Below are 23,149 nucleotides of genomic sequence, written 5' to 3'. Positions count from 1 at the left end.
ATAACGATGCCATCAGAAGTCCTCCGAATCACTGTATCCCTGGAATTTCGCTGTCCTCTCCGTTATTTGTGTAAACCAACCACTCAACATATCCTTCTACTTTTTTTTACAAAACGATCTACTAGCCTGTTAGCCTGCTTTCAAGCCTGTTACCTTATTGCACGTAAAACGTACCAAACAGTTGCTCCATCACATCCGTTAGCTTCACATTCCATTGCAAGAATACCTGATCGGCTTCCGGTTTCAGCGCAGGTGCATCACCGTAATATGCCGGGTCGAGGACAACATCATACCCTTCGGCTTCGATAACATTACTTTGTGCGAGCAACGCCAAATAAGCCTTCATCGCACCAATCAGTGCCTGACGACCTTCTTCGGTATTGTTCACTTTACCGATATACGTATCTTCTGCGGAGCGCTGCAAATCCGTATTGATCGCATCCATGACCCGGATGGACCGGATTTTTTTCCACGCATTATTCTGTCCGGCAGCAGGGGTGACCAGAGTATTCACGCCACGAAGAGCTTTAACCCGGCGTCCATCGTGGAAGAAAATAAATACGCCATTCTGTACAGCCTGCTCCTGTTCGGCGCGTGTCCAGCGACGTGTAACATCATCAAACGGTGTTGCCGCATATGTCGTGGATTCGTTCAGACGTTGTCCGGCGATAAGACCCGCAACATAAGCCGAGGTCTGTGCGGAGCTATAGAAAGCATCACCCAAACGCACGCCCGTGCCCACATTAATCACACCTTCATGGTTCAGCGTAAGGGAGCGCGTTGCAGCCTTCTGAGCTGCCGAAGCGGACGTATCGTCTGCCGTAGAGCCACCGAATACAGCCATGACTGGCTTGCCTTCACTGCGTACCCGTTTGACCCACGCCGCAAAGCTCGCAAGGAGCGCTGCATCCGCCGCATGATCGAGGGCAAGCACATCAAATTGTTCGCCTTCCAGCGAGCCCTGCAAAGCAATGTACTCCGCATTCGTCAGTGCATCATTGCCACTTACGCCGCCTTTGAAAGCCGCACCCGATACGTTCGCAACCTCCCCAGTCCCTTCTCCAATCGCCTGAGCCGTGATCCATAGATTTTGCTCATCAGCGTTAATTTCTTTAGCAAGGGCTTCCGCTGTAACATTCGCAGTCAAAAGAGCGTACAGCATGCGGTTGCCTTCAAATAGGCGCACTTCAAACTTCGTATTGTCGATAACACCCGGCTGAATCGTTACATAGAAGCTATTCGCACGGTCGCCCGGGTACTTTGCATCGAGCTGAAGCACATCCACACCACCGCCGTCCTTCAACGTCAGCGTAGCCACTTTCGCTACCGAACTTGCCACCCGATAAGCGAGCAGTTTCTTCGGTCCGCCAAGTAAAGCCAGCTTCAAAGACGCATAGGCCGTACCGTTATCCAGTGCATTTGCCGCAAATGTACGTTCAATTGCTGTTTCACTGCCCACTTCCACAAACGTGCCCACCGGACCCCAGTTAGCCTTGACCGGCACAACGACCGTTCCACGACTGCCTGCCTGAATTGTCGAAGACGCCGCCGCCTGAAAATTCATATACAATCCCGGAAGGACCGGACGATTTGTTTGTTCCCAAGTTCCACCTGCCATTATTCATTCACCTTCGCTTTCAAAAATTGGTTGATTCTTGCCTGTGCTTCTTCAATGGAAAACGTCTGGTGCGCCGCTTCGTGTAGCGCACCAGCCAGCACCTCAGCCTTCACGGCAAAGAGAGCTTCCGAATGATTCATCAGTTCAGCCCGCGTATACTGCGGGAGAACCGGTAACTTTTTTTTCAAAAAGCTTGCCATGTATTTCTCACCTCGTTGGTTTAACAAAGTTCAAATGATATCGTCTCACCTATGAACGTTTGATCTATAAGCTATAAATCTATGAAATATTTACTTTGAAGCAGTCTTTCTGAAACTAATCAGTCTACAAAAGCTACGATAGTTACGACATAAAACGATCTGAACCTACCCATTAGTGATAGCTTCTCTGGACTTACTTTTACTCTATTCCTTTGTTATGGTGGATCTCACGCATAAGCGGTGCACTTGTAACCGGACGACGGATTCGCTGTGTTAATGTCAGACGAATCTGTCCATTCAGATACGCATCGGCTTGCAAATCCGCTGTTACCTCATCTACTGTCACATAACGTGTATGACTCTCGCCCATCGTGTTAGCTCCAGCTTCTTCGCTATCCAATGGAGTCATTGGAATCCGCGATTGAAGTGCCAATTGCTGGACCAGATGACTTGCCGCCTGATCCGTCAGACTCGTATCATCGGTGAGAACATGCCCGATCCACTGTTTGCGCACTTCAAGCGCCGATGTTCCGGCCAATGCGGTACTGTTCCCGTTTAATCGCCACAGTACAGACGGCATCCTATACCCACCTGGCCAACTATTGGCATACACAGACCAGTTCGATCCTAGCTTGTTCGCTGTCCAAAGCTGCAATGCAGCAAGCCAAGGATCACCCATGACAGGGCTATTCCGGGCGGCACCTTGCGGTTCAGGAACGTACACACCAAAGCGCAAACTACGTGTGACCAAACCTGAGGCAACATCTGCACGGTCGCTATCCGTAGAACCCAGATAGAGGCATGTAAAAGCTCCACCTTCCTCATCCTCCAGCCGCACCTGATGCAAGCCTGCGATTAACGCTGCTGACCAGACCTCCACCAGCTCTGCACCCCCGTCTTCCGATCGGGCATACGGTGAAATCTTGATGATTCGCCTGTATCCTGCCCAAGCTGACTTCGGTACTTCTTCGGCAAAAGCAACAACTGCGCATGGACCTGACAATACTTCACCCGAAGCAGGAATATTCTGCACTCGGCCTTCCCAAGCAGGTATAAGAGCCGCAAGCTTCTGCTTTAACGTCTTTTTAATACGTGTGCTAATAGACACATTCATTTCGCCCCCTTCCGCCGTAAAAATGAATACTGCCCGCATGTTACAGCAACCACGTGGCAGTTCGGGACTCCCCCTTTTCCACACTCCATGTAGAAACCGGATCAAAATGCAGGGACAATCTTACCGCATCAAAAAGACCAGCCGTATTGGCTGGTCTGTACATTAGCGTATGTGCTTTCGGTGTGTCCCTCGGCAATTGATCCGATAATACAATCTTACAGCCTTTTTCCCCTAGCGCGGATGGTGATTGGGTTGACTTGTGCGCGAATAAGGGCGGAGCTTGGGAGGTAAAAAGACGACACTTCTTATGTGATTTTTTTCTCATAAAGATAGACATTTACATGATAAAAACATACCCTTAATAAAGTAATCGTGTTCTATTAGAGTGGAGGCGATTAAATGAAGAAATCTGACCTATTCTACATCTGGGTGTTTATCTCAAGTTATCTAGCAGGCGTAGTAACTTATAGCTTGAGTTTATTTCTACTTTATAATGAAAAAACGAGTGGCTGGGGACAACTTCTGATGTGGACCGCCCCCTCTTTTTTCACCGTAACCTTATTATTATTTCTCTTATCCATTCTTCTATTGAAATGCATGAAGAAGTACTTTCTTTGGACACAAACGCTGTTATTCGCACTGGTTGCCATTGTCCCCGTATATTCTATCCCTGTTCTTTCTGGATTTTGGAACCTTACAAATATTGCTTTTCTATTTTCTCCAGAAGGAACGTTGTTTTACCTCTGTTTCTTTATATCATCACTCATGTCTTCTTATGGGGTATGGATCGCACATAAGCGTTACAATAATAAATCATTTCTCATACTTTCTTTTGTTGCAGCTATGATATTCGTCATTATAATTGCTTGGAATTGAGAATAGGAAAGCGAGCTACCGTTCATGAGTAGCTCGCTTTATTCGTTCTCAACTTGAATTACAGCCCATTTCCTCTGTCATGCTAAAACATGATTTTAATTCATCCTCACCTGCGGGCTCAGTGTAATTTCGAACGCACGTCCCCAGATGAAATCAGGGTTATTGTATTCCAAAAGCGCACCGTTATAAGTGGCATACGTTAGTTGGCCGTCACAGATTTGGCGGATGGCCGGATTACCTTGCCCGAAAGCCGGTTTGCTTGCCAGTTCAGCGGTGTGTGTCTGCATGAGATCGCGTAACAAGCTCTGCAGATGAGCGTAATCCTCTTCCGAGTTAAACAGCACCATATTCTGATCCGCCAGTGTTGCCACATTGGTATACAGGGCATGCGCACGCGAATAGGTGCGAACATCGGCAATCGCTACCGCTTTGTAGCTGTAGTCCTTCAGGAAACGTTTGAACAACAGCGATCCGTGGGCATTCATTGCATCCCGCAACTTATGTTCATGCTTTTCCGTAGTGATCAGCGCAAATCTCGATTGTGCCATGCCAACCGCAAGTCCAATTTTGTTCCCCGGCGTATTCCAGGCACTGTATCCAAGTACGCGTCCGGTATATGGACTATTCAGCAACGCTTCAGCCACATCGACATTTGCAGGTCCTTTACCCACAAAATCAATCAGGATCGAAGGCAACCCCTGCTCCCCATTCGTTGCCAAACGCTCCACCGCCGCCTGCACCTGATCGAGCGCTGTAATGGCGATGATCTCCATATCCACCGCAGCATCTGCTTCATCCTCCACCAATGTACCGCCGACGATATCGACGTGGTGCACCACATTTTGGTGTACGTCCATATATTCATAGGTGTTGATGATCGTCGAGCCGTGTGGCCCGTAATACTTCACGCCATATTTCGTTTTAGCCCCACCTCTGAATAACTGGTTGGCCATCCGTGCGACCAAAGCATGTCCCAGTCCATCGGCATCCGGCAAAATAATCGCACGATCCGGGTTCTGTCCATCCGTACCGCCAAGCCATTCGTCAATCCGCGCTTCGACATACTTGATCTCGTTGATCTGAACCCCTTGGGTATTCGCATCGTCCACACCAACGGCAAGGAAATCAATATATCCTGTACGAGCCAGTTGATCCAGAATGTAACGATTCGTTTTGAACTTGTGCTGTCTTGTATTGTAGTATTTGGGTTTATCGAAATATGTGGTTTCCCCATACTCTACTCCATCTGGAGAAACGTTGTATCCTTGAATAATATCTTCAAACTCCGTAAAGGTTTGGCGTGGTTGTTGCATCAGAGAGCGAGATTCATTATACGCATCCAGTGCCAATCCATCTGCAAACGAAGTCGTTGCCAGCCGCATAATCGTATCCATCACAAACAGCGGTTTGCGAGGGTACTTCGTTTTAATGATTCGAATGACGTCCAGCAAATGAGTGGTTTGCTCGTCATATGACGGATACGTTCCCCCGCCGTTTTCGCGAAGCTGACGACTGCCGATCAATCCACCGTAAGCAAGCATATCCGCTGAAATGATGAAACCCTCTGCCTTCGCTGCATGTTTGACAATGAAATCATAGATGTTGGGCGGATTCCCGTAGATGGGTGTCGAAGTGCCAAGCAGCGTTGTGCCGTCGGTCGTCTTCTTCGTATCCAAACGGTTCTTGATATCTTTCAGGTTGGGTGTAACGATGTGAAGACCGGCTGCTTTTCCTTGTACAATGACGTCATCCAGATTCGCCGGACGATCATCGAGTGGTACATACAATACTGTTTTCATATCATGTAGCCTCCTGTTTTTTGATATTCTTCAATACCCGATCAGGGTAAGGGGGCAATCACCGAAATGAAAAAAAACCAGCATTTGCTGGCCTGATCTTTTCGTGTGTGAGCTACTGTTCTGTCTCTTGCACATCGTCTAGACTTTGTACACTGTATGCTACACGTTGCTCCCCTTGCTTCTGATCCGATAATATCATCTTACCTTCTTTTCTCCCTCATGCAGACGGTATTGCGGATGAATTACGCCGATTTGTCGTCGGTTTTATGAGAAATGGGGTGCGGCTTATTCAGACTGATCCATGTTCACGCAATAATATAACGGAATTTCTCCCAAATTTCAGGCATAGGTTCCTCATGTTTGGCATGGTGATAGAAGCTGAACGGAAATTTGAATATATGCCCGCCATACCAGTCACGACAGCGCCGATCCGTCAACCAGTATTCCAACTCATGCGGAAGTGCACGTGATCGCTCAGCTTGGGCTAATGGCAGCACGTCCACAGGCGATTGCAGCGTAGCTGCCTCTTGCGTCATATCCATATGACGGCTCTGGCGCAGGGCCTTGACCATTTTGAGAAAAGGTGGAATGCCTTTATAAAATAGAGCCTGATAACCTAGCTCATAAAGCATGTTCAGCGCATGTCCGTAGGTAAGCATATGACCGATCAGGTCATGGTGAGCTTCCGCCTGATAAATTGTACGAAACGCCCCAAGTTCCTCCAGAATGAACTGAGACAGCTGAATCGGATGCAACATCTCAGGAAAATTGTCATTCTCATCCAGTTGCATATGGCGAATCTCTTTCACCGTTGTATTCACCCAGGATCTGCCTGGGATCGTACGTTCAAACGACTCAATTAATCGAGCAATCTGCTCTATTTCTTCTACGGTGCCCCATCCTTCCAGTTCACGAATGGCTTTGAGACTAATCGCTCCATAGATCACTTGGTGTCCTACCCAGTGCAACTCGCCAATCGTGTGCTCCAGCGCATCTGTAATACGCGCTTCGGCTTCTTCTAACGGCATGCCCGCACTTGGTGAAGCGGTATGACTGATATGTGTCCCATGCTGGCGAAGCATCGCTTTTGCTTCGGCGGTAATGCTGCCAGCCGCAAGGGCTGTGAGACGATTTTCCCGCACCCAAAAGTAAGCAGCAATTGCCCCTGCCCCATAATGGGCATGCCACAGATCACCTGTGCGTTCCCGACTGGACGCCATTGTCGCTAGTCCCTCTTCCAACAAACGTCGATCCAAGTCTGCCATCCCCCTTCAACTTATGGAAGCCTCGCTACAAGCCGGACCGCCTGATCTCTAACCAAAATAAAAGCGTTTACTTCTATAACATGACGGAGTTCAGATACTTATTCCATTTGCACTATATCTGATCTAAAGATATTTTATATGGACACTTCAGTGGCAGAATATGCTGCAAAGTTGCTGTCGTTCCCCTTGAAACGAAGCTTGCCCACTTGATGTATCGTTGCTTCGAGCGGGAAAATCTGCGCCTTACGTTTCGAGAAAAACCAGACACGTTCCTTCTTCACCACAATAAACAAACCGTTTCGGTCACCCACCGGAGAGAAAGTATCGCTCCCCTCGCCCCAGCGGGATAGTCCCGCTTTCTCCAATTCGTGCACGGCTGCCGGAACATCCTCCGAAACCAGCCCGATCTCGCACACCTGCAGGATATCTGCCACCGAGAATGCACGCTCCTGCTCGTTGTTTTCCCTATGATGAGCAATCAGCTCCACGATATTCCCGGCCGGGTCTTCAAAATATAACGAATGCGAATCCCAATTGTTTGAGTAAGTCTGGTCCCGCTCTCCATCTGTACTTAGCGTTACCCGCAACGCTGCCCACTGCTTCGCTTGCTGAAACTGATTCGTCGGAATCATCCAGGCAAAATGATAGAACGGTTTGATACCCTTTTTCTCTGCTTCGGATGCGGTGTTCCACTGTTTGAATATCATTTTGGTGCTCCCGGCCCACAAAGTAAATGCTTCCTCCAATGGATTAATCGCGGACACCTTCATGCCCAGCGTATCCCCGTAGAACTGGCGCAGTTCCTCCAGCTTTACGGTGTAAAACAATACTTGTTCAATGATCATATACTTCTCCCATGCATTTTCTCCCATTCACTCCACGGCACCAAGCCAAGCTCAGGCTTCGCTTCGTCTGGCAGCAAAGCAATGAATTCTAACGAGTGACCATCCGGATCGGCAAAATAAACAGCAACCGCGGGCATCCAGCCGAAGACATATAACTCCCCAATATCGTCATCCAGAAAATTACGGGTGGCGATACCCTTGTTTTCCAGGTATTCAACGGCATGTTGCATATCTTCCAGAGATACTTGAAAAGCAAAGTGCTGACGCTGCACCTGCGCCGGCTCCTTCTCCCACAGCCCGAGCATGGCATGGCGTTCACCGCCAATCCAATAAAATAAGTATTTGCGTTCCGGGTTTTCACTAGCAAGAGGTAATCCAAGTACCTTCTCGTAGAAATGATGTGATCTTTGTAGATCTGTAACGTTCAAATGGGTTTCAAATAATCCTTTAATCATGCTGTGTCCCCTCCTTCTATTTCGTTAAAATGATGAATTTATTAGACTGAACTGATGCCCCACTTGTCAGCCTGGATTACTCTACAGTGCGCTCCTTGCCGCCGTTAACGTCTGAGCCAAATTCAGAAAAGAGCCCAGTACACGCTGTACCCGTTCCTCGATATCCTGACTTCCTTCGTATTCCTCGTAGCCGTCAAACGTCGCTTCAAACCGTCTGCGTTGTGCACCACCAATGGAAATCCATTCCGGAGCGTTAATCCCATGCAGATTACGCACCATCGTTTGCATCTGGGTAAGCGAGCTTACACCAACCGCCCCTCCAGCGGAGCTGATCGACAGAACGGGTTTACCACTGAAATGAGCCTGACTTAAATGATCCAGTGCATTTTTCAACACACCGCTTATACTGCCGTGGTACTCTGGTGTGGACAGGATGATGGCATCCGCTGCAAGCATTGCAGCGCTTAATGCAGCCAGATTCTCGTCGTTCTCTTGCTTTTCATCCGGAGCATAGAATGGAAGTGGTTTTTCATACAGATTGAATACGCTCGCTTCATGTCCTTGTCCTTGAATGATCTCTGCGGCATATTCACCCAAACGTGTGCTCGTTGCATTTCTCCGGTTGCTTCCTGCCAATATCACAATATTCATTACGTTCACTCTCCTGATCGCTGTTATTATCGTTTTACGTGCTATTGCCTCTCGACTTCGGTTATCCTTATTTTACCTTGATACGGGGTAGCAAGCGTCAGCTAATGGACTTAACTTCAGCACAAAAAAACTCAACCTTTCGGTTGAGTTCATACGACTTTAGTCTGAATTTTGTCTGAATATGGCGACTCCAATGATAGCCTTCAACTCATCACAGTTCCCAGCCGTTCCGAACAGCATGAAGTGCTGCCTGAGTACGGTCTGCAAGCCCCAGTTTATCCAGTAGATGACTGACATGTGTTTTGACTGTCTTCTCCGTAATTACGAGCCGAACCGCAATCTCTTTGTTGCTTAACCCTTGAGCGATCAGCCCTAGCACCTCGCGTTCACGGCGAGTGAGCGTATGAAGACCTCCATCGGACGGAGAGTCCGATTTAGTTGAACTCCACGAAGGACTTGTGTGACTTGAATGACTCGGCTCAGTTAACTGACTCGGTTTACGCCATTCACTGGCTTCACTCGCTTGCATTACTTGCTGTACAGTCTGATTTGCACCCTGGAAAGACGTTTCCCCTTGAACGTTGCGCTCCTCCTGCGGTGTATCTGGAACCATATCCATCGAAGCCATGACATGCATCAATTGACTTGCTGCCGCCGGATGTAATTCGACCTGACCGGAATGCACGTTACGGATCGCAACGGCTAAATCCTCAGGCTCGATATCTTTGAGCAAATATCCCTTCACGCCTGCGCGAACGGCAGGAACGACATGATCCTGATCCGAGAACGAAGTTAGCACGATAATCCGTGTGTGTGGTAGCAGATTACGCAAACGTCTGGCTGTTTCAATGCCGTCCATGACAGGCATATGAAGATCCATCAGAATAATATCCGGCTCCAGCTCCTGCGCTTGCTCCAAGGCTTCTTGCCCGTTCGATGCTTCACCGATAACCTTCATATCCTCCTGCGTTTTCAGAAAAACATGTAGTCCCCGTCTGACCATGACATGATCGTCGGCAAGTAAAATTGTAATCGGCATCTTTGCCTGCCTCCTGACTCTATTCCGCTTCAAGCGGAAGTGGTATAACTGCCGTCACGGTTGTTCCTTTACGCGAAGAACTCCATATATTGAGCTTGCCTCCGAGCGATTGCGCACGCTCCCTCATAATCGACAATCCGAGTGAATTTTCCGATAATGGCTTCCGCCGCTTGGCACCGCCCTTCCCCCGATCCGAGATCGTGAGCTTTGCTTCACGTTCATTGAATTCAAGCTGTATGCATGCCGAGGATACCCCTGCATGCTTCCGAATATTGTTCAGCGCCTCCTGACCGATACGCCACAAAACTTCTTCAATAAAGCGCGGTATGGAGCGCATTCCCTTACGGTCAGCGATAACTTGAAGCCCCTGTTTTGCACCGTAATCCTGTAGCGCGCTTACCAATCCGGCCTCCAAACCTGATGGACGAAGTTGCATAATCAACGCTCGCATCTCCTTGAGTGCTTCCTGGGACAAAGCTCGTATATCTCTCATCACTTCTGCTGCCGGATGCAACGGTTCCGAACCGGAGAGCATACTCTCTGCACCTTTCGCCGTCAACGATAGGGAGAACAAAATCTGATTTACCGAATCATGCAAATCCCGAGCAAGCCGATTCCGTTCTTCAAGCCTTGCCAGTTCGCGCCGATGATCTGCCAGCTTCAGGCTCTCCCGTGAAGCAATGATATGCTCTGCCAGAGCCTCAAGCACTTCCCTGTCCGCCCGGATCAGATCCAGGGATCGTGATTCAGTACCAATGATCAGCACTCCCGGTTCCTCTGGTGCATGATATGAAAGAGGTACACCAACCCCTGAAGCAAATTCACCCCATTGAAATTCAAGCCTGAATTGGCCGAATATTTCAGCAAGTTCATCTGCGGATAGGATGGCTGCACGATAGTGATCCACGATCCGATCCATAAGGCGTGTCCCTTCCAAGGAAAAGGTCTCTGACGAGTTCGTCCACACCTGACCATGAGCATACATTGCCTGGTTATGAAACGTGCTATTCGTTTGTTGTACAAGCGCAGCGAACGGCCAATCAAAATGCTTGCCAAGTAACCTTAGCACGGTATCAGGCAATGCATTCACCTCGGTACACTCGTTCACAGCAAGACTTAATGCTGTACCGAAATCTCCTAGCCGGGCATAGAGTTCTGCCCGCCGTTGCTCTGCTCGATACAATCGCATTCGCTCCATTGCACTGCCAATCTGGTAGGCTACCGCCTGCAAAAGTGCGAGTTCACTATCGCTGAAAACCTCTTTGCCCGGCGCTGCCACATTGAGTAGTCCCAACATTCGTTCACCCGAGCGCAGTGGGACTGTAGCGTGGTGTGTAATATCCTGTGTGTCTCCCCACTTGAACTCCACAGCATCTTCAAGACGTTTGCAGTTAATGATATTAACCGCATGCTGCAACCTTCCATCCCTGAAACGGTTGATACACCAGCACGTTCCCGTTCGCATAGGCTCTTTATCGTTTCGAATCAAAGCTGGCGGCAGGTTATAGTCTGATACACAGGCATATTCTCCGCGTTCATCGATGAGAAAAAGCCATCCCGCCGTGAGTCCGGTTAGCTCAAGTAATTTGCCAACCACTGTATCCAGCATCGGACTAAGGTCATTGGAGGTGTTTAACGTTTCCGCAATGGTTTTCAGTGTCACCATTTCCTGCATTCCGGCCTCTTCCGGCATTGGCACTCCCCCTCAGATGCTCCGTCTCTGAATTTGTCCAAACCATTGTAACCAATCCTTCGGGGATATGAAAGCTTCAACTTTTTTCCTAGTGCTCAGCCCAGCTTCTTCCGTTCTTTTCTTGTGCATGACAGAGGCTCCATGTTAATAAGCCCACGGTCGGACAACGCCAGCGCCAATTTGTAAAAAGCACGGGTACGAATCTTAGTATACGTATCCTTGCTCACAGGCGGATCAAAAACATGGTTGTATATTTTATAGTCAAAGACATCATCGTCCTTCATATAGCGCTCGTGTACTAATACTCGTTCTTTCTCACTGAGCCGAGAGACGATGTGATCAATGGTATCGCAGTAAGCCTGACGCGCACGCTGGACATCCACATTAAAGATTGCTGTTCTTGCGGTAGAATCTCCTGTGACATTGGTAGCTCCATGAAAACGTTCCGTATAACTTGCAGTCACCTGGACCTCACGTTCTTCAAAAGCAATCGTTTTATAAATCCGATACTTCTCCAATACAGCCTCCACAGCTGCCTGCGTTTTCCGACGATCCAATTCCGGTAATATCAATTCCATATTTGTCATCGTTGCCATAGTCATTCTCCTCCTAATTTTAATTCCCTCTATATTTCATTCCATTTTGACAACTCATACGGATACTTCTGCTCATCCCCATCTTATAGCGAAGAAAGTCTCACCCATAGAATTGTTCCGATTCTTCAAAACGTAACGTTTTAGTTTTCTCTTCCGTTGCCTTTTGGAAACGACTCCCTGTTTACATCGTGTTCGTATATTGTTCGTATTTCTATTAGAGGATACCACTTTCTGGAGAATGTAGTAAACCTTCATTTTGGGTCATTTAGACGATAAAATAAATCCTTCGCTCTCATTTTCTATACCTTTTGGCATAATTGTTTCATATCTCTTTACCTAATGGTATATATACGATATAGTACAGATAATTACTGAACTCGTATAAGTCATTTGTTTTTATGAAGAAGTCTATGGCTCTGGGAATGATTCCACGTTGGCAGGCGCACAGACGAAGTGCAGGAGGCGGAATCAATTCTGGAGAAGCGGAGCGCTCGCCTTTATCACCGGATTTCTCCCTTTAAGGAGAAATGATAGGAAATCCGGGGATAACAGCGATCGAAAGAATGATCCGCTTTCGGAACGGGCAAGTTTGCAGAACGTCACATGAGCAGAAAGAACTTCTTTATAATCACAAGCACTTATGACGAGTCGAAGGAGATGCATGAGTTGTGGAGCACGCTTTTGGTCCTTATATGAAACAACTGCGAGAGCAGCAGGGATTCAGCATCAACCAGCTCGCCGAAGCGGCTGGAATAAGCAATTCACAGATTTCACGGATTGAAAATGGCGTGCGCGGGGTTCCTAAACCAGCAACGATCCGAAAAATTGCCGACGCACTCGGCGTACCTTACTCAGACATGATGAAAAAGGCAGGTTATATTGAAACAGGCCTTGAGGTGAACCACCAGGAAGTACCGGAATGGGCGACGTACAAGGATCGCCGGGACTTTAAAAAAATGCTGGAGGATGACGACGATCTGATGTTCGACGGTATTCCATTGGATGAAGAGGACAAGAAACGGATCAAAGACGTGCTGACTGGTTTGTTCTGGGAAGCCAAACAGATGAATAAACGGAAAAAGCCAGGCGAATCGGATCAACGCCCATGAGAACAGGACACGAGTTCAAACTTATTGAAACTGCAGGTGAGATCATATGGATGACATCGTAACCAAGCTGATTCGCAAACACCGAACCAACTGTCCTTTCAGCATTGCCCGTGCTGTAGGAATACAGATTCGTTTTACGAATCTGGGCAAGTCTACGAAAGGGCTGTATTTCCGTAAACTTCGTCGCAGATTTATTGTGATTCACAATGACTTGCCCCCTGAATGGCAGCGCTTTGTATGTGCACATGAACTGGGACACGACAGACTGCACAAAGGGATTAACCGTTTCTTCCTTGAGGAGCATTCCTACTTCGCTCCAGGCAAACTGGAGAGACAAGCCAATCTTTTCGCCATTCAACTATTGACGGCCGGAATCACACCGGAACCGGATGAATCTCTTGAGAAATTTTGCCTGCGTACCGGACTGCCACGTGAAGCGCAGCATTTTTTTTGCAACATTTAAGAACATACGTTCCTTTCGTGCATTCCTTTCAATGGGTATGAAACTAGCTTTCCTAACAGATTTACATGTTACTTTCAGGTTACTTATTTTTACGCAAATCACGAGATTTCCTCAACATAGTTTGTTAAAATACTATATGAGCTGTACAAACGCTCTAATAGATTACTATTTTGGGAGGTTTCGGATTCATGAAAAACTGGAAAAACGTTGTTTCACTTCTGCTAACGGTTTGTTTACTGTTCGGCAGCGTAGGCATTGCGGCAGCAGCAACGGATTCTGCTCCAGGCACAGGTAAGCACATCACTATCCTACATACCAATGACATGCATGCTCGGGCAGTTGAACAATCACCTGCTATGGGTTTTGCAAAAGTCGCAGGCATCGTTGACAAATATCGTAACGAAAATCCTAACACCCTTTTGCTGGATGCAGGCGATGCGGTACACGGTACCACATTTGCTACTCTTGTCCGAGGCGAGAGCATTGTGCAGGTCATGAACGAAATAGGCTATCAGGCGATGGTACCTGGTAACCATGAGTTCAACTATGGCTCGGAACGTCTCATGGAGCTGGCGAAGATGATGAAATTCCCTATGCTCAGTGCAAACGTAAAGAAAAAAGACGGAACTCGTATCTTCGAACCGTACCTTATCCAAGAAGTTGATGGTGTGAAGATCGGGATTATCGCCTTGACTACGCCAGAAACCATGTACAAAACGAACCCGAAAAACGTAGAAGGTTTGCAAATTACAGATCCTTCTGCAGAAGCTAAAGTTCTCGTGAATGAAATTCGTAGCAAAGTCGATGTTGTCGTTGTTCTCGGACACCTTGGACAAGATGTTTCCAGTACGGATACAAGCTTCAAAGTCGTTAAAGAGGTTCCCGGCATTGATGTGTTCATCGATGGACATAGCCATACCGTATTGAAAAACGGACTTGTATCTGATCATGGAACTTTAATTGCAAGTGCAGGTGAATACACCAATTATGTAGGTGTCATTGACCTATGGGTCGACGGCGGCAAAGTCTCAAAGAAAACAGCAACACTAATTGATGAAACTGGGGCCAAAGATATTAAGCCAAACGAGAATGTTGCAGCACTCGTAAGTTCCATCCAGAAAGAACAAGAACCGATCCTGAAGGAAGAAGTAGCAAATACTGCTGTTCTCCTTGACGGCAAACGTGAACAAGTACGTGCTGGCGAGACCAATCTGGGAGACTTGCTGGCTGATGCAATCCGTGATGTCAGCAAAGCCGATATCGCATTGACTAACGGCGGAGGTATTCGTTCTTCTATTGAAAAGGGCATCGTAACTAAAGGTGATGTCATTACCGTTCTTCCCTTTGGCAACCAAGTCGTTACCCTTGATGTAAAAGGCTCTGATGTACTCGCAGCCCTTGAGAACGGTGTAGGTTCCTACCCGGAACCAAGTGGTGGATTCCCGCAAGTATCCGGAATCACATTCAAAATTGACGCTGCTGCTGCAAAAGGTAGCCGTGTTCATTCCGTAATGGTTGGTGATAAAGCTCTTGATCCAGCCGCGACCTATACCCTTGCAACCAATGACTTCACAGCTGTCGGCGGTGATGAGTACACAATGTTCGCCAAGTATCCAACAATCGGTATGTACGGTGCATTGGATGAGGCGTTAATCAACTACATGCATAAACTCGGCGCAGTCGACATTAAAACCGACGGCCGCATAAGTGAAGGCAAGAAATCCGCTGTAGAACCAGAAGCACCGGGTACTGAGGCTCCGGTCCCTGTTCCAGCACCAACACCAACCAAACCTCAACCAGAAAAACCGAAGCCGGAAAAACCGGTCAAACCAGCCCCGGGAAAACCAGCTCCAGCCCCTGCTAAATTGCATATTGTAAAATCAGGCGAGTCTCTGTACTCGATCTCCAAACAATATGGTACAACTTGGAAGACACTGCAACAGCTCAACAAAATCAAAAACCCACACTGGATTTATCCTGGTCAAACACTAAAGTTGCCTGCTGCTTCTTAATTGCAACCATTTCGAATAAACGACAAAAGGGAGTCCTTAGCCAGATCACTGGCTAAGGACTCCCTTTTGTTTTCTATTTCAAAAATAAATCTCTTGCATGCCGCTTTCGGCTCCAAAGTTGATGTATACCCCCTGCTGAACTAGAACATTTATGCCTGTAAAATCCGTATTTATGCGATTTACGGGGCAGACGGGGGACAACCATGCTTACGCTAGTTTTGCATACTTATACCCTTATCACTTCGAATAGCCAAGCCTAACGCGTCTTTATGAGCAAAAGTATAATTTACCTGATCTTTATTTTCCAGCTGTAGTCACTTGGTATGATTATTTTCTGTGATTAGACATTCTTTCTACTTCTAGAGTCCCGTTTTCCAAGGAACCTCTAGCTTATTAAGCTAAAAATAAATATCGACATAATATTCAGTCCTATTATATAGGCAAATGTTATCTATCACATATTACATGTATTTTTCATCGCTACTTATGCTACATCCATGCTTAATCTCGGCGAATTTGCTCTGTCACGTAATTCACAGCTTCTTGCGCCGTCATACTGATTCGCTTCGTTTCGCCTGAACCAGCATGCATATGAGAGCCCAGTTCCACCTGTGCTTCGGCTGCTCCTCTGCCTACAACAATGTGTACAGGCAGCCCGATTAACTCGGCATCTTTGAATTTTACACCGGGCCGTTCATCCCGATCATCCACGAGCACACGGAATCCACAATCCGTTAGATGTTGCTCCAACTCAAGAGCCAGCTTCTGTTGTTGCTCGTCTTTCCAGCTTACCGGGATAAGATGCACATCATAAGGCGCTACAGATACAGGCCACTGGATGCCCTCTTCCGTCGCGTACTGTTCAGCAATAGCTGCCATCAAGCGAGATACCCCGATACCGTAACATCCCATTACAGGTGCACACTGACGGCCATTGCGATCCAGGAAAGAAGCTCCCATGGCATCGCTGTACTTGGTACCCAGCTTGAATATATGTCCGACTTCAATGCCTTTGGTGAACACAAGTGGTTCGCCACATGATACGCAACAATCTCCTTCGGCGGCAAAGCGAATATTCTCGACGTGTTCCAGCGCAAAATCCACGCCTGGACGAACACCTGATAGATGCATGCCAGCCTCATTCGCTCCGGTCACTGCCTGTTTCATGGTAGCCACATCAGCGTCCACCACCATACGCAGTCCAAGCCCCACAGGTCCGAGATAACCGACGGCGAGATTGGAATACGCGGCGATAGATGCATCGTCAGCCAGCTCCAGTTCCTCTGCACCAAGCACCTGTTTCAAGGCAATATCGTTCAGTTCATGATCTCCACGGACTAGTGCTGCAACAAGCTGACCATCCGCCAGATAAAGCAATGTTTTGATCATCTCTTCAGCCTGCTTACCAAGGAAAGAACATAATTCAGCGATAGTACGAACGCCTGGTGTCTCAATCCGTAATACTCCCGTGTGCTCAGCAGCCTTTTCTTCATGCGTAAGGATCGCAGGTTCTGCGGATTGAAACGCCGCCTTCTCCAGGTTCGCTGCATAACCACATGGTTTACACGTCACAATGGTATCCTCTCCTACATCGGCCAAAGCCATGAACTCATGTGTCTCCCCTTGTCCACCAATCGTTCCTGCATCTGCCTCAACCCGAAGAAACTCCAGGCCACAGCGATCCATAATGCGGCAATATGCTGTATTCATGGCCTGATAGGTTCGATCCAGTTCCTCCCAATCCGATGCAAAAGAATAGGCATCCTTCATAATGAATTCTCGGCCGCGCAACAAGCCAAAACGCGGACGGCGCTCATCCCGGAACTTGGTTCCGATCTGATACAAGGTAAATGGCAACTTACGGTAAGAGTTGACCTCGTCACGAGCCAATGCCGTAACGACCTCCTCATGGGTCGGTCCAAGCGCAAACTCTCTCATGTGCCGGTCCTTCAGACGCATCAACTCTGGACCATATTGCGTGTATCTGCCAGACTCCTCCCACAACTCTGCTGGTTGCATAATTGGTAACAAGACTTCCTGGCACCCGGCACGATCCATCTCTTCCCGGACGATTCGCTCGACGTTCAGAAGCACACGTCGCCCAAGTGGTAAATAACTGTATATTCCCGCGGCCACTTGACGAATCATACCCGAGCGCAGTAGCAGGCGGTGTCCCGTCGCATCAGCCTCTGCTGGTGCTTCACGTAATGTTGGAACAAGCATCTCACTTTGACGCATCTTGAATACACTCCTTTTATGATCAGATAGGTAAGCACTACGCACATGAAGTCTTGAACAGCAAAAAGACGCATTCGTCAAGGGACGAATGCGTCGTGGTACCACCCTTATTTAACTGTATACAGTCGTTTCATATCTCGCGCCCTTACATACAGTCCTTTTGGGCATAACGGACCCTTCCGGCGAAAGTTGCAGCCTGTTATGAAACAGACATTCCCCTTTGCAGCTAACGAGGGAGGAATTGCGCAGCAGCAACAGGAATGTTACAGCAATCCATTCCCTCTCTGTTGAAGCGGGCTTACGTAATTATGTCCTCGGTAAACGCTATTTTTCATTTTTGATCACATTAGAACATTTAAACGAACTTGTCAATCAATACAATTAAACGAACGGGTCCTCGAAACCATTATGCCAAGCTCTTTCAGGCAAAATCCATAACAATGGCTGACACAGCCCTAGGTTCACTGTAGAATAGAGATTAACATTTTACGGATCTAACGTACCGATCCCTGAATGGAAATTTGCATCCTTCATAAAGGAGTTCATCTTATGTCCTATATTATATACGATCTTGAATTCACAGTAAGCCGAAATACGCGCTACTCCTCTGAAATTATCGATATCGGTGCCGTCAAAGTGAGTGAGAACCCGGATACAGGCCTTACCGTCACGGACACCTTTCATACGTATGTTCGTCCATCTAACAAATCCGTCCTGTCTACCGACACGGTTCAGTTCACAGGAATCACACAGAAAGACATCGATGCAGCCCCTCTTTTCCCGGCAGCGCTGCGTCAATTCATCGATTGGATGGGCAATGAGCCTTATTATATGTGCTCCTGGGGACCAGATGACCGCAACAAATTCATCTCCCATTGCCGAACACATCACTTGGATGTGGCCTGGATTACCAATCATAATGATTTACAACAACAATGGTCGCGGGCCATGCACAAAGAAGGAAAGTTTCGGCAACTCGGACTTGCCCAGGCTCTTGAACTCTGTGGAATTGAATTTGACGGTACACAACACCGCGCTTTGGATGATGCTATTAATACGGCTAAAGTGTTTATGCACCAGTTTGATAAGTTCAAACTGGAAAAAAATTGCGCAGCGGATGATGAAGGCGTAGCTTCAAAAGTGGTTTACTCCAGTGCTCTGGATGATGAGGAAAAGGAATCGCCGTTTGGCAATCTTGCCAATTTGTTCAAAGGCAAGAATTAAAATTATCTCTGGTTGTATACCTGCTGCCAGCGCTCTAAATGTTCTTTCATCAGAGACCGGTAATGTTCCGGTTCGATAATCTCAGCCTCCGGTCCGTACTTGGATAACCATGCAAATAATTCCTCCGCATTCACGAGTACCGTTTCAAACAATAGAGTGCCTTCAGGCTCTATGGTCATCACGGGGTGCACACAAAAACGTTCTTGCATCACACGTTCCACGACTGAGGAAGAAAATCGGATTTTGATTGCATCTCCTACCGTACTTCCTCTTGTTGTCCAGGGAACACGCAGATAAGATTGAATCAAATAATCGTTTTTGCGGAAAGTACGTGGAATAATGCGTAAGTCATGCAACCGATTCACCTGAAATTTTTTCAGTCTCTCTGAGAAATGGCAATAAGCTAACAGATCAAATTGATATTCCCGGGGAATCAGACAATATGGATCAAAGCGAATGTGTTCCATTTCTCCTTGAGACATATATTTTCCTTCAATGCTGTTTTGTGAGATTCCGGCTTGAAGTAAAGTAAGGAAAGAATGACTCGCCTCGTCTCCTTCAATGTTTTGCCAGACCTTTGTTCCCTCTCTAAACATTCCTCTGATTTTCTCAGCCCATTCCACACGCTCGCTTCTGTTTTTCTGACTTGAAGCGACCACTTTTTCATAGGCACTCTCAAAGGCAGGTCTTAGCAGGGGACGAATATCTTCCATGACGTCTGCAAGCTGTATGAAAGCTTGCGCTTCCTCGTCAGACCAATTTAGCGGATACATGGCAAAGTGGCTGATAAACATGTACCCTCTTCCATGTCCCATATTGGCGATCGGAATATGCATTGCGCTGAGGGCCTCCATGTCACGGTATATCGTCCTTTCCGTTGTCTCGCACCTCTCCGCAAGCTCCCGAGCCAGTATGCCTGGCTTGGCTTGTACCAGCGTGATAATGCGCATTAATCGGATTAGTCGGTCTGTCATTTGGCCAGGCCCTCCATGATGTTGTTTCAAATAGTATGATACAGCTCCATCCTTGACTGATATAGTATGGATATATACATTCGACTTGTTGTTTAACTTCACCTTCAAAACTTATGTAAACTGGTTCTCTCTGTACGTCATTACTTGACTACGTTTTCATTGATCTAACACTGTTCTTTCACATTTTGGCGATTGGCAGTAAACGTAATACCATAATGATAACGAAGCTTCTCAACAATCTCGGCTTCTGTTAAATAATCCAGATCCTGTTTGCGCGCAGCTTCAATTAGCAGTGCATCGGCATGACGGCGTAACAAGTCGCTGCCTTCCTGGGTACGGCCTCGTTCATAAGCACGCAGAGCCTGTTTAAGTAAGGGTACGGTTTCGTTCAATTTAATCGTTTTCTCTACTTTTGGATCTTCAGGCTGTCTTAACATCCCGAGGTGACTTGTATACTGAATATAGAGTTGTTCCCGACGAAGAAGCACACGCTGACTCTGTTTTAACTTGCGGGTACTCCAATATGCAGAACATATCGCTGCTTTTCCTGAAAGATGCGGTCCTACGGCAAATTCCAGCAGAATCTGTTTGCTTTCTCCTTTGAGTACATCACCAAGTCGTAGTACCCAGCCAATATCTGTTTCTTTGGATCGGCATCCATAGATGCCTTTAAGCTGGACACCATATTCCGGTTTGAGCAAAAGCTCTAAATCTCTCGACATAATTTTGGGTGCTATTTTCCTAAGTCTTTTGGCAGGGGATCCGTAACGCCACTCTACCATCATATATACGGGATCGGCTCCCCCTGTCGGTATGGCCTCTTTATTCCACGAATAAGATACTTCAAAGACTGAGTTCACTGGTAGTCTCTCCCCCGATTTATGTGTATTATCTTCTAAGTTAGCAGGGTGAATGGACACTATATTGTCACGGAACATATGTTCCCGTTACTTTTTTCCATTATATTAGTTTTATTCCCCTTGATCCGCCTAGAAGCGACAATAAACGACGAAAAAGCCTGGCTAATAGCCAAGCTTTTTACACCCTTCTCTATGACAAGTCCCAACTTAAACAGCTGGATGGTTATGCTCCATTTTTTGCAAGTACTGTGCACTGTCCGTTTGATCAACCGGTGCATAAGTTACACTGTCAATAATCAGTTTGCGTCCGACTGGCTCGCCATTTAAAGTAATCATGATTGTTTTCGTTGACGCGTTCTGGTTTGATGCGTACATATTATTCTACTCCTTCATTATTAACGATCTTATTCAAAATCGAAATATATTAATTTTAGGCATTATATTGCATATTTGTGAACAGGATATACCCGGAGCGGAAGTAAGCCTCTGTGTTTGCTCTGTCCGGGGTACTGCTATTCTTGTATTACCCGCTGATTTTTAAAATAAAACATTTGTTTTTAGCAATTCTTTGCGAAACATTCGGGTAATAAAACGTAATCCTCTTGAACCCAATATCGGGTTTTTGACGTATAATGAAAGAGTAAGGATTCAACAAATGACGACGAATTCGGCTCTGAATCGATCTTATCCAAGAGAGAGGTGTTATACATGCCAAAATCCATTCAGGGATATTTCATTCGGGTGTTTGTCTCCACATGTATTCTATATACAGTCATACTCGGTTCTACTGCAAATGCAGCGAGTGCGAATATATTCTCGGATATTTATAATGGTTGGGAACGCGTGTCGGAACTACCCGGGGAAGTGAACGCATTACAAGAGAGTTACAAGCAAACGCTGGAGCAACTAAATCAAACCTCCGCCCAGCTCGGACAAGCCCAAGCTAATGTCGAAGCATTCAAAGCACAAAATGATCAGCTTCTGGCTCAGAACCAGAAACTGACCGAAATGGTCAGCAAACTTCAAACTGAACAGGATGCCAGAACAGCCACCGCACAGCGAATTCAAACGATGGTGATCACCATTGTTGCTCTCATATTGGGTTACTTCCTTCTGATTCGCGTGATGCGCTGGGGAATGCGCCGGCGATCTGGCCGACTATAAAAGAACAGGAGCTACTGCATGCATATACATCTGAATCATGCTGAAACTGGCGGAGTCGGACAAGTGGTCACATTTTCACTGATCCAGGATGATCGCCTTCATATTTTGCATCCGCAGCAAATCGTTGCTTTTCGCGGCTCCAGTAACAGCAGACAAGATAAATTCATGAATATCTCGGGTATGTATCGCAAAAAAAAGCTGATCAAATCGGAAATTACGGGACCATGCCAATTTGTAGCCGCCCTTCCGCCGGGATTCACCATGAAAGAAGTACAGCTTACCGAACACAGTGATTTGCTTTATGATTTTCGCCACTTGTTTTTCTATTCCGAAGGTGTCACGATGCAGACCAAAATTCAGAAGATCAAAAACATGCTGATTACCCGGGATGCGGTGAAAATGAAATTTTCGGGTAAAGGAACCATTGGTTTGCTCACACAGGGTCAGGTATGCCAACAAGAACTTCACCCCACCGCCCCACTCTATGTAGATGCTGGAAGCGTCATTGCTTACCCTGAAAATGCCCATCTGGAACTAACTGTATATGGAAACAACCTGGCCAGTCAGCATATGAACTATCATTGGAAAATGACAGGACACGGCCCGGTGCTCTTTCAAGCCGGACGCGAAAACTACAGACTGCAGCAGGACGTCAATGATGAAGGTTTGTTCAAACGTATATTAAAAGAAGTCATCCCCTTCGGTAACGTTATTATTAAGTAATTCTTGGATTTTAAAAAACGTGCCGATCCGGTAAATGATATGGTATACTGTACCCGGACAATTAAAGAAGAAAATCCATGCCGATGGCATGGGAGAGGTTCGCGAACTCCCTCTACAAGACTTGACCTGTGTAAGGTCGCTACAGTCTTGCGTACTGCTTTCCGTGATTACACGGTGTGCGTAAAAAACTAAGGACACTTGCTTATAGCAGCTTTTTTGAAGCGGTTATTA

Annotated in this window: 22 protein-coding genes; 7 read left to right on the top strand and 15 right to left on the bottom strand. The window is 46.9% G+C overall.

Features of this window, described 5'->3' with window-relative positions:
- Window positions 1–154: 154 nt before the first annotated feature.
- The 3 genes from Q9R46_RS01590 to Q9R46_RS01580 all read right to left on the bottom strand — a co-directional run bounded on the left by Q9R46_RS01590 (window position 155) and on the right by Q9R46_RS01580 (window position 2,926).
- Window positions 155–1,618 (bottom strand): phage tail sheath subtilisin-like domain-containing protein, encoded by a 1,464-nt coding sequence (locus Q9R46_RS01590; RefSeq protein ID WP_311278705.1) that lies wholly within the window; start codon window positions 1,616–1,618, stop codon window positions 155–157.
- Complete coding sequence (locus Q9R46_RS01585; RefSeq protein WP_090918345.1) at window positions 1,618–1,818, bottom strand: YqzN/YkzM domain-containing protein; 201 nt, start codon at window positions 1,816–1,818, stop codon at window positions 1,618–1,620. The genes Q9R46_RS01590 and Q9R46_RS01585 overlap by 1 nt, the downstream gene beginning before the upstream one ends.
- 199 nt (window positions 1,819–2,017) lie before the next feature.
- Window positions 2,018–2,926: a hypothetical protein gene (locus Q9R46_RS01580; protein WP_311278704.1), complete on the bottom strand. Its 909-nt coding sequence runs from the start codon at window positions 2,924–2,926 to the stop codon at window positions 2,018–2,020.
- A gap of 405 nt (window positions 2,927–3,331) precedes the next feature.
- Between Q9R46_RS01580 and Q9R46_RS01575 the strand changes: the two genes are divergently transcribed.
- Window positions 3,332–3,808: a hypothetical protein gene (locus tag Q9R46_RS01575; RefSeq protein ID WP_311278703.1), complete on the top strand. Its 477-nt coding sequence runs from the start codon at window positions 3,332–3,334 to the stop codon at window positions 3,806–3,808.
- A gap of 95 nt (window positions 3,809–3,903) precedes the next feature.
- Here the strand turns inward: Q9R46_RS01575 and Q9R46_RS01570 are convergent, their stop codons facing one another.
- The 8 genes from Q9R46_RS01570 to Q9R46_RS01535 form a co-directional block, all read right to left on the bottom strand.
- Window positions 3,904–5,607: a DUF4127 family protein gene (locus Q9R46_RS01570; protein ID WP_311278702.1), complete on the bottom strand. Its 1,704-nt coding sequence runs from the start codon at window positions 5,605–5,607 to the stop codon at window positions 3,904–3,906.
- A 305-nt stretch (window positions 5,608–5,912) separates the two neighbouring features.
- A complete protein-coding gene (locus Q9R46_RS01565; RefSeq protein ID WP_397386316.1) occupies window positions 5,913–6,872 on the bottom strand; it encodes a hypothetical protein in 960 nt (319 codons plus the stop codon).
- A 134-nt stretch (window positions 6,873–7,006) separates the two neighbouring features.
- A complete protein-coding gene (locus tag Q9R46_RS01560; RefSeq protein WP_311278700.1) occupies window positions 7,007–7,717 on the bottom strand; it encodes a VOC family protein in 711 nt (236 codons plus the stop codon).
- Window positions 7,714–8,172: a VOC family protein gene (locus Q9R46_RS01555; protein ID WP_145333210.1), complete on the bottom strand. Its 459-nt coding sequence runs from the start codon at window positions 8,170–8,172 to the stop codon at window positions 7,714–7,716. Before Q9R46_RS01555 ends, Q9R46_RS01560 begins: the two co-directional genes overlap by 4 nt.
- An 81-nt stretch (window positions 8,173–8,253) precedes the next feature.
- Window positions 8,254–8,823, bottom strand: a complete 570-nt coding sequence (locus Q9R46_RS01550; protein WP_145411960.1) for an NADPH-dependent FMN reductase — start codon at window positions 8,821–8,823, stop codon at window positions 8,254–8,256.
- A gap of 211 nt (window positions 8,824–9,034) precedes the next feature.
- Window positions 9,035–9,862, bottom strand: coding sequence for a response regulator (locus Q9R46_RS01545; RefSeq protein WP_311278699.1), 828 nt, complete (start codon window positions 9,860–9,862; stop codon window positions 9,035–9,037).
- Between the two features lie 19 nt (window positions 9,863–9,881).
- A complete protein-coding gene (locus Q9R46_RS01540; RefSeq protein WP_311278698.1) occupies window positions 9,882–11,555 on the bottom strand; it encodes a GAF domain-containing sensor histidine kinase in 1,674 nt (557 codons plus the stop codon).
- 95 nt (window positions 11,556–11,650) lie between these two features.
- Entirely contained in the window at window positions 11,651–12,133 is a 483-nt protein-coding gene (locus tag Q9R46_RS01535) for an ArpU family phage packaging/lysis transcriptional regulator (protein WP_145333495.1), read from the bottom strand.
- A 710-nt stretch (window positions 12,134–12,843) separates the two neighbouring features.
- Here Q9R46_RS01535 and Q9R46_RS01530 point away from each other — a divergent pair.
- The 3 genes from Q9R46_RS01530 (at window position 12,844) to Q9R46_RS01520 (ending at window position 15,735) form a co-directional block, all read left to right on the top strand.
- Window positions 12,844–13,260, top strand: a complete 417-nt coding sequence (locus Q9R46_RS01530; protein ID WP_145333206.1) for a helix-turn-helix domain-containing protein — start codon at window positions 12,844–12,846, stop codon at window positions 13,258–13,260.
- 46 nt (window positions 13,261–13,306) lie between these two features.
- Window positions 13,307–13,723 (top strand): ImmA/IrrE family metallo-endopeptidase, encoded by a 417-nt coding sequence (locus Q9R46_RS01525; protein WP_311278697.1) that lies wholly within the window; start codon window positions 13,307–13,309, stop codon window positions 13,721–13,723.
- Window positions 13,724–13,911: 188 nt separating this feature from the next.
- The gene (locus Q9R46_RS01520) at window positions 13,912–15,735 is read left to right on the top strand and encodes a 5'-nucleotidase C-terminal domain-containing protein (RefSeq protein ID WP_311278696.1); all 1,824 of its coding nucleotides are present in this window, start codon (window positions 13,912–13,914) and stop codon (window positions 15,733–15,735) included.
- 501 nt (window positions 15,736–16,236) lie between these two features.
- Here the strand turns inward: Q9R46_RS01520 and Q9R46_RS01515 are convergent.
- Entirely contained in the window at window positions 16,237–17,973 is a 1,737-nt protein-coding gene (locus Q9R46_RS01515) for a proline--tRNA ligase (RefSeq protein ID WP_311278695.1), read from the bottom strand.
- Window positions 17,974–18,522: 549 nt separating this feature from the next.
- Here Q9R46_RS01515 and Q9R46_RS01510 point away from each other — a divergent pair.
- On the top strand, window positions 18,523–19,197 hold the full coding sequence (locus Q9R46_RS01510; protein ID WP_145333202.1) for a 3'-5' exonuclease: 675 nt from the start codon (window positions 18,523–18,525) through the stop codon (window positions 19,195–19,197).
- A gap of 2 nt (window positions 19,198–19,199) precedes the next feature.
- Here the strand turns inward: Q9R46_RS01510 and Q9R46_RS01505 are convergent, their stop codons facing one another.
- The 3 genes from Q9R46_RS01505 to Q9R46_RS01495 all read right to left on the bottom strand — a co-directional run bounded on the left by Q9R46_RS01505 (window position 19,200) and on the right by Q9R46_RS01495 (window position 21,406).
- Window positions 19,200–20,171 (bottom strand): helix-turn-helix transcriptional regulator, encoded by a 972-nt coding sequence (locus Q9R46_RS01505; RefSeq protein ID WP_311278694.1) that lies wholly within the window; start codon window positions 20,169–20,171, stop codon window positions 19,200–19,202.
- A gap of 164 nt (window positions 20,172–20,335) precedes the next feature.
- Window positions 20,336–21,031: a hypothetical protein gene (locus tag Q9R46_RS01500; RefSeq protein ID WP_145333200.1), complete on the bottom strand. Its 696-nt coding sequence runs from the start codon at window positions 21,029–21,031 to the stop codon at window positions 20,336–20,338.
- A gap of 207 nt (window positions 21,032–21,238) precedes the next feature.
- The gene (locus Q9R46_RS01495) at window positions 21,239–21,406 is read right to left on the bottom strand and encodes a hypothetical protein (protein WP_311278693.1); all 168 of its coding nucleotides are present in this window, start codon (window positions 21,404–21,406) and stop codon (window positions 21,239–21,241) included.
- A 333-nt stretch (window positions 21,407–21,739) separates the two neighbouring features.
- Between Q9R46_RS01495 and Q9R46_RS01490 the strand changes: the two genes are divergently transcribed.
- Together Q9R46_RS01490 and Q9R46_RS01485 are read left to right on the top strand one after the other, a co-directional pair.
- Complete coding sequence (locus Q9R46_RS01490; RefSeq protein WP_145333199.1) at window positions 21,740–22,195, top strand: hypothetical protein; 456 nt, start codon at window positions 21,740–21,742, stop codon at window positions 22,193–22,195.
- An 18-nt stretch (window positions 22,196–22,213) separates the two neighbouring features.
- Window positions 22,214–22,918, top strand: coding sequence for an AIM24 family protein (locus Q9R46_RS01485; RefSeq protein WP_311278692.1), 705 nt, complete (start codon window positions 22,214–22,216; stop codon window positions 22,916–22,918).
- The last annotated feature ends 231 nt before the right edge of the window (window positions 22,919–23,149 follow it).

Origin of the sequence: Paenibacillus sp. RRE4 (assembly GCF_031844205.1) — a bacterium.
Lineage (GTDB): Bacteria > Bacillota > Bacilli > Paenibacillales > Paenibacillaceae > Paenibacillus > Paenibacillus xylanexedens_B.
Note: the sequence above shows the minus strand (reverse complement) of the source record. Positions and strands in the feature narration are given on the sequence as shown.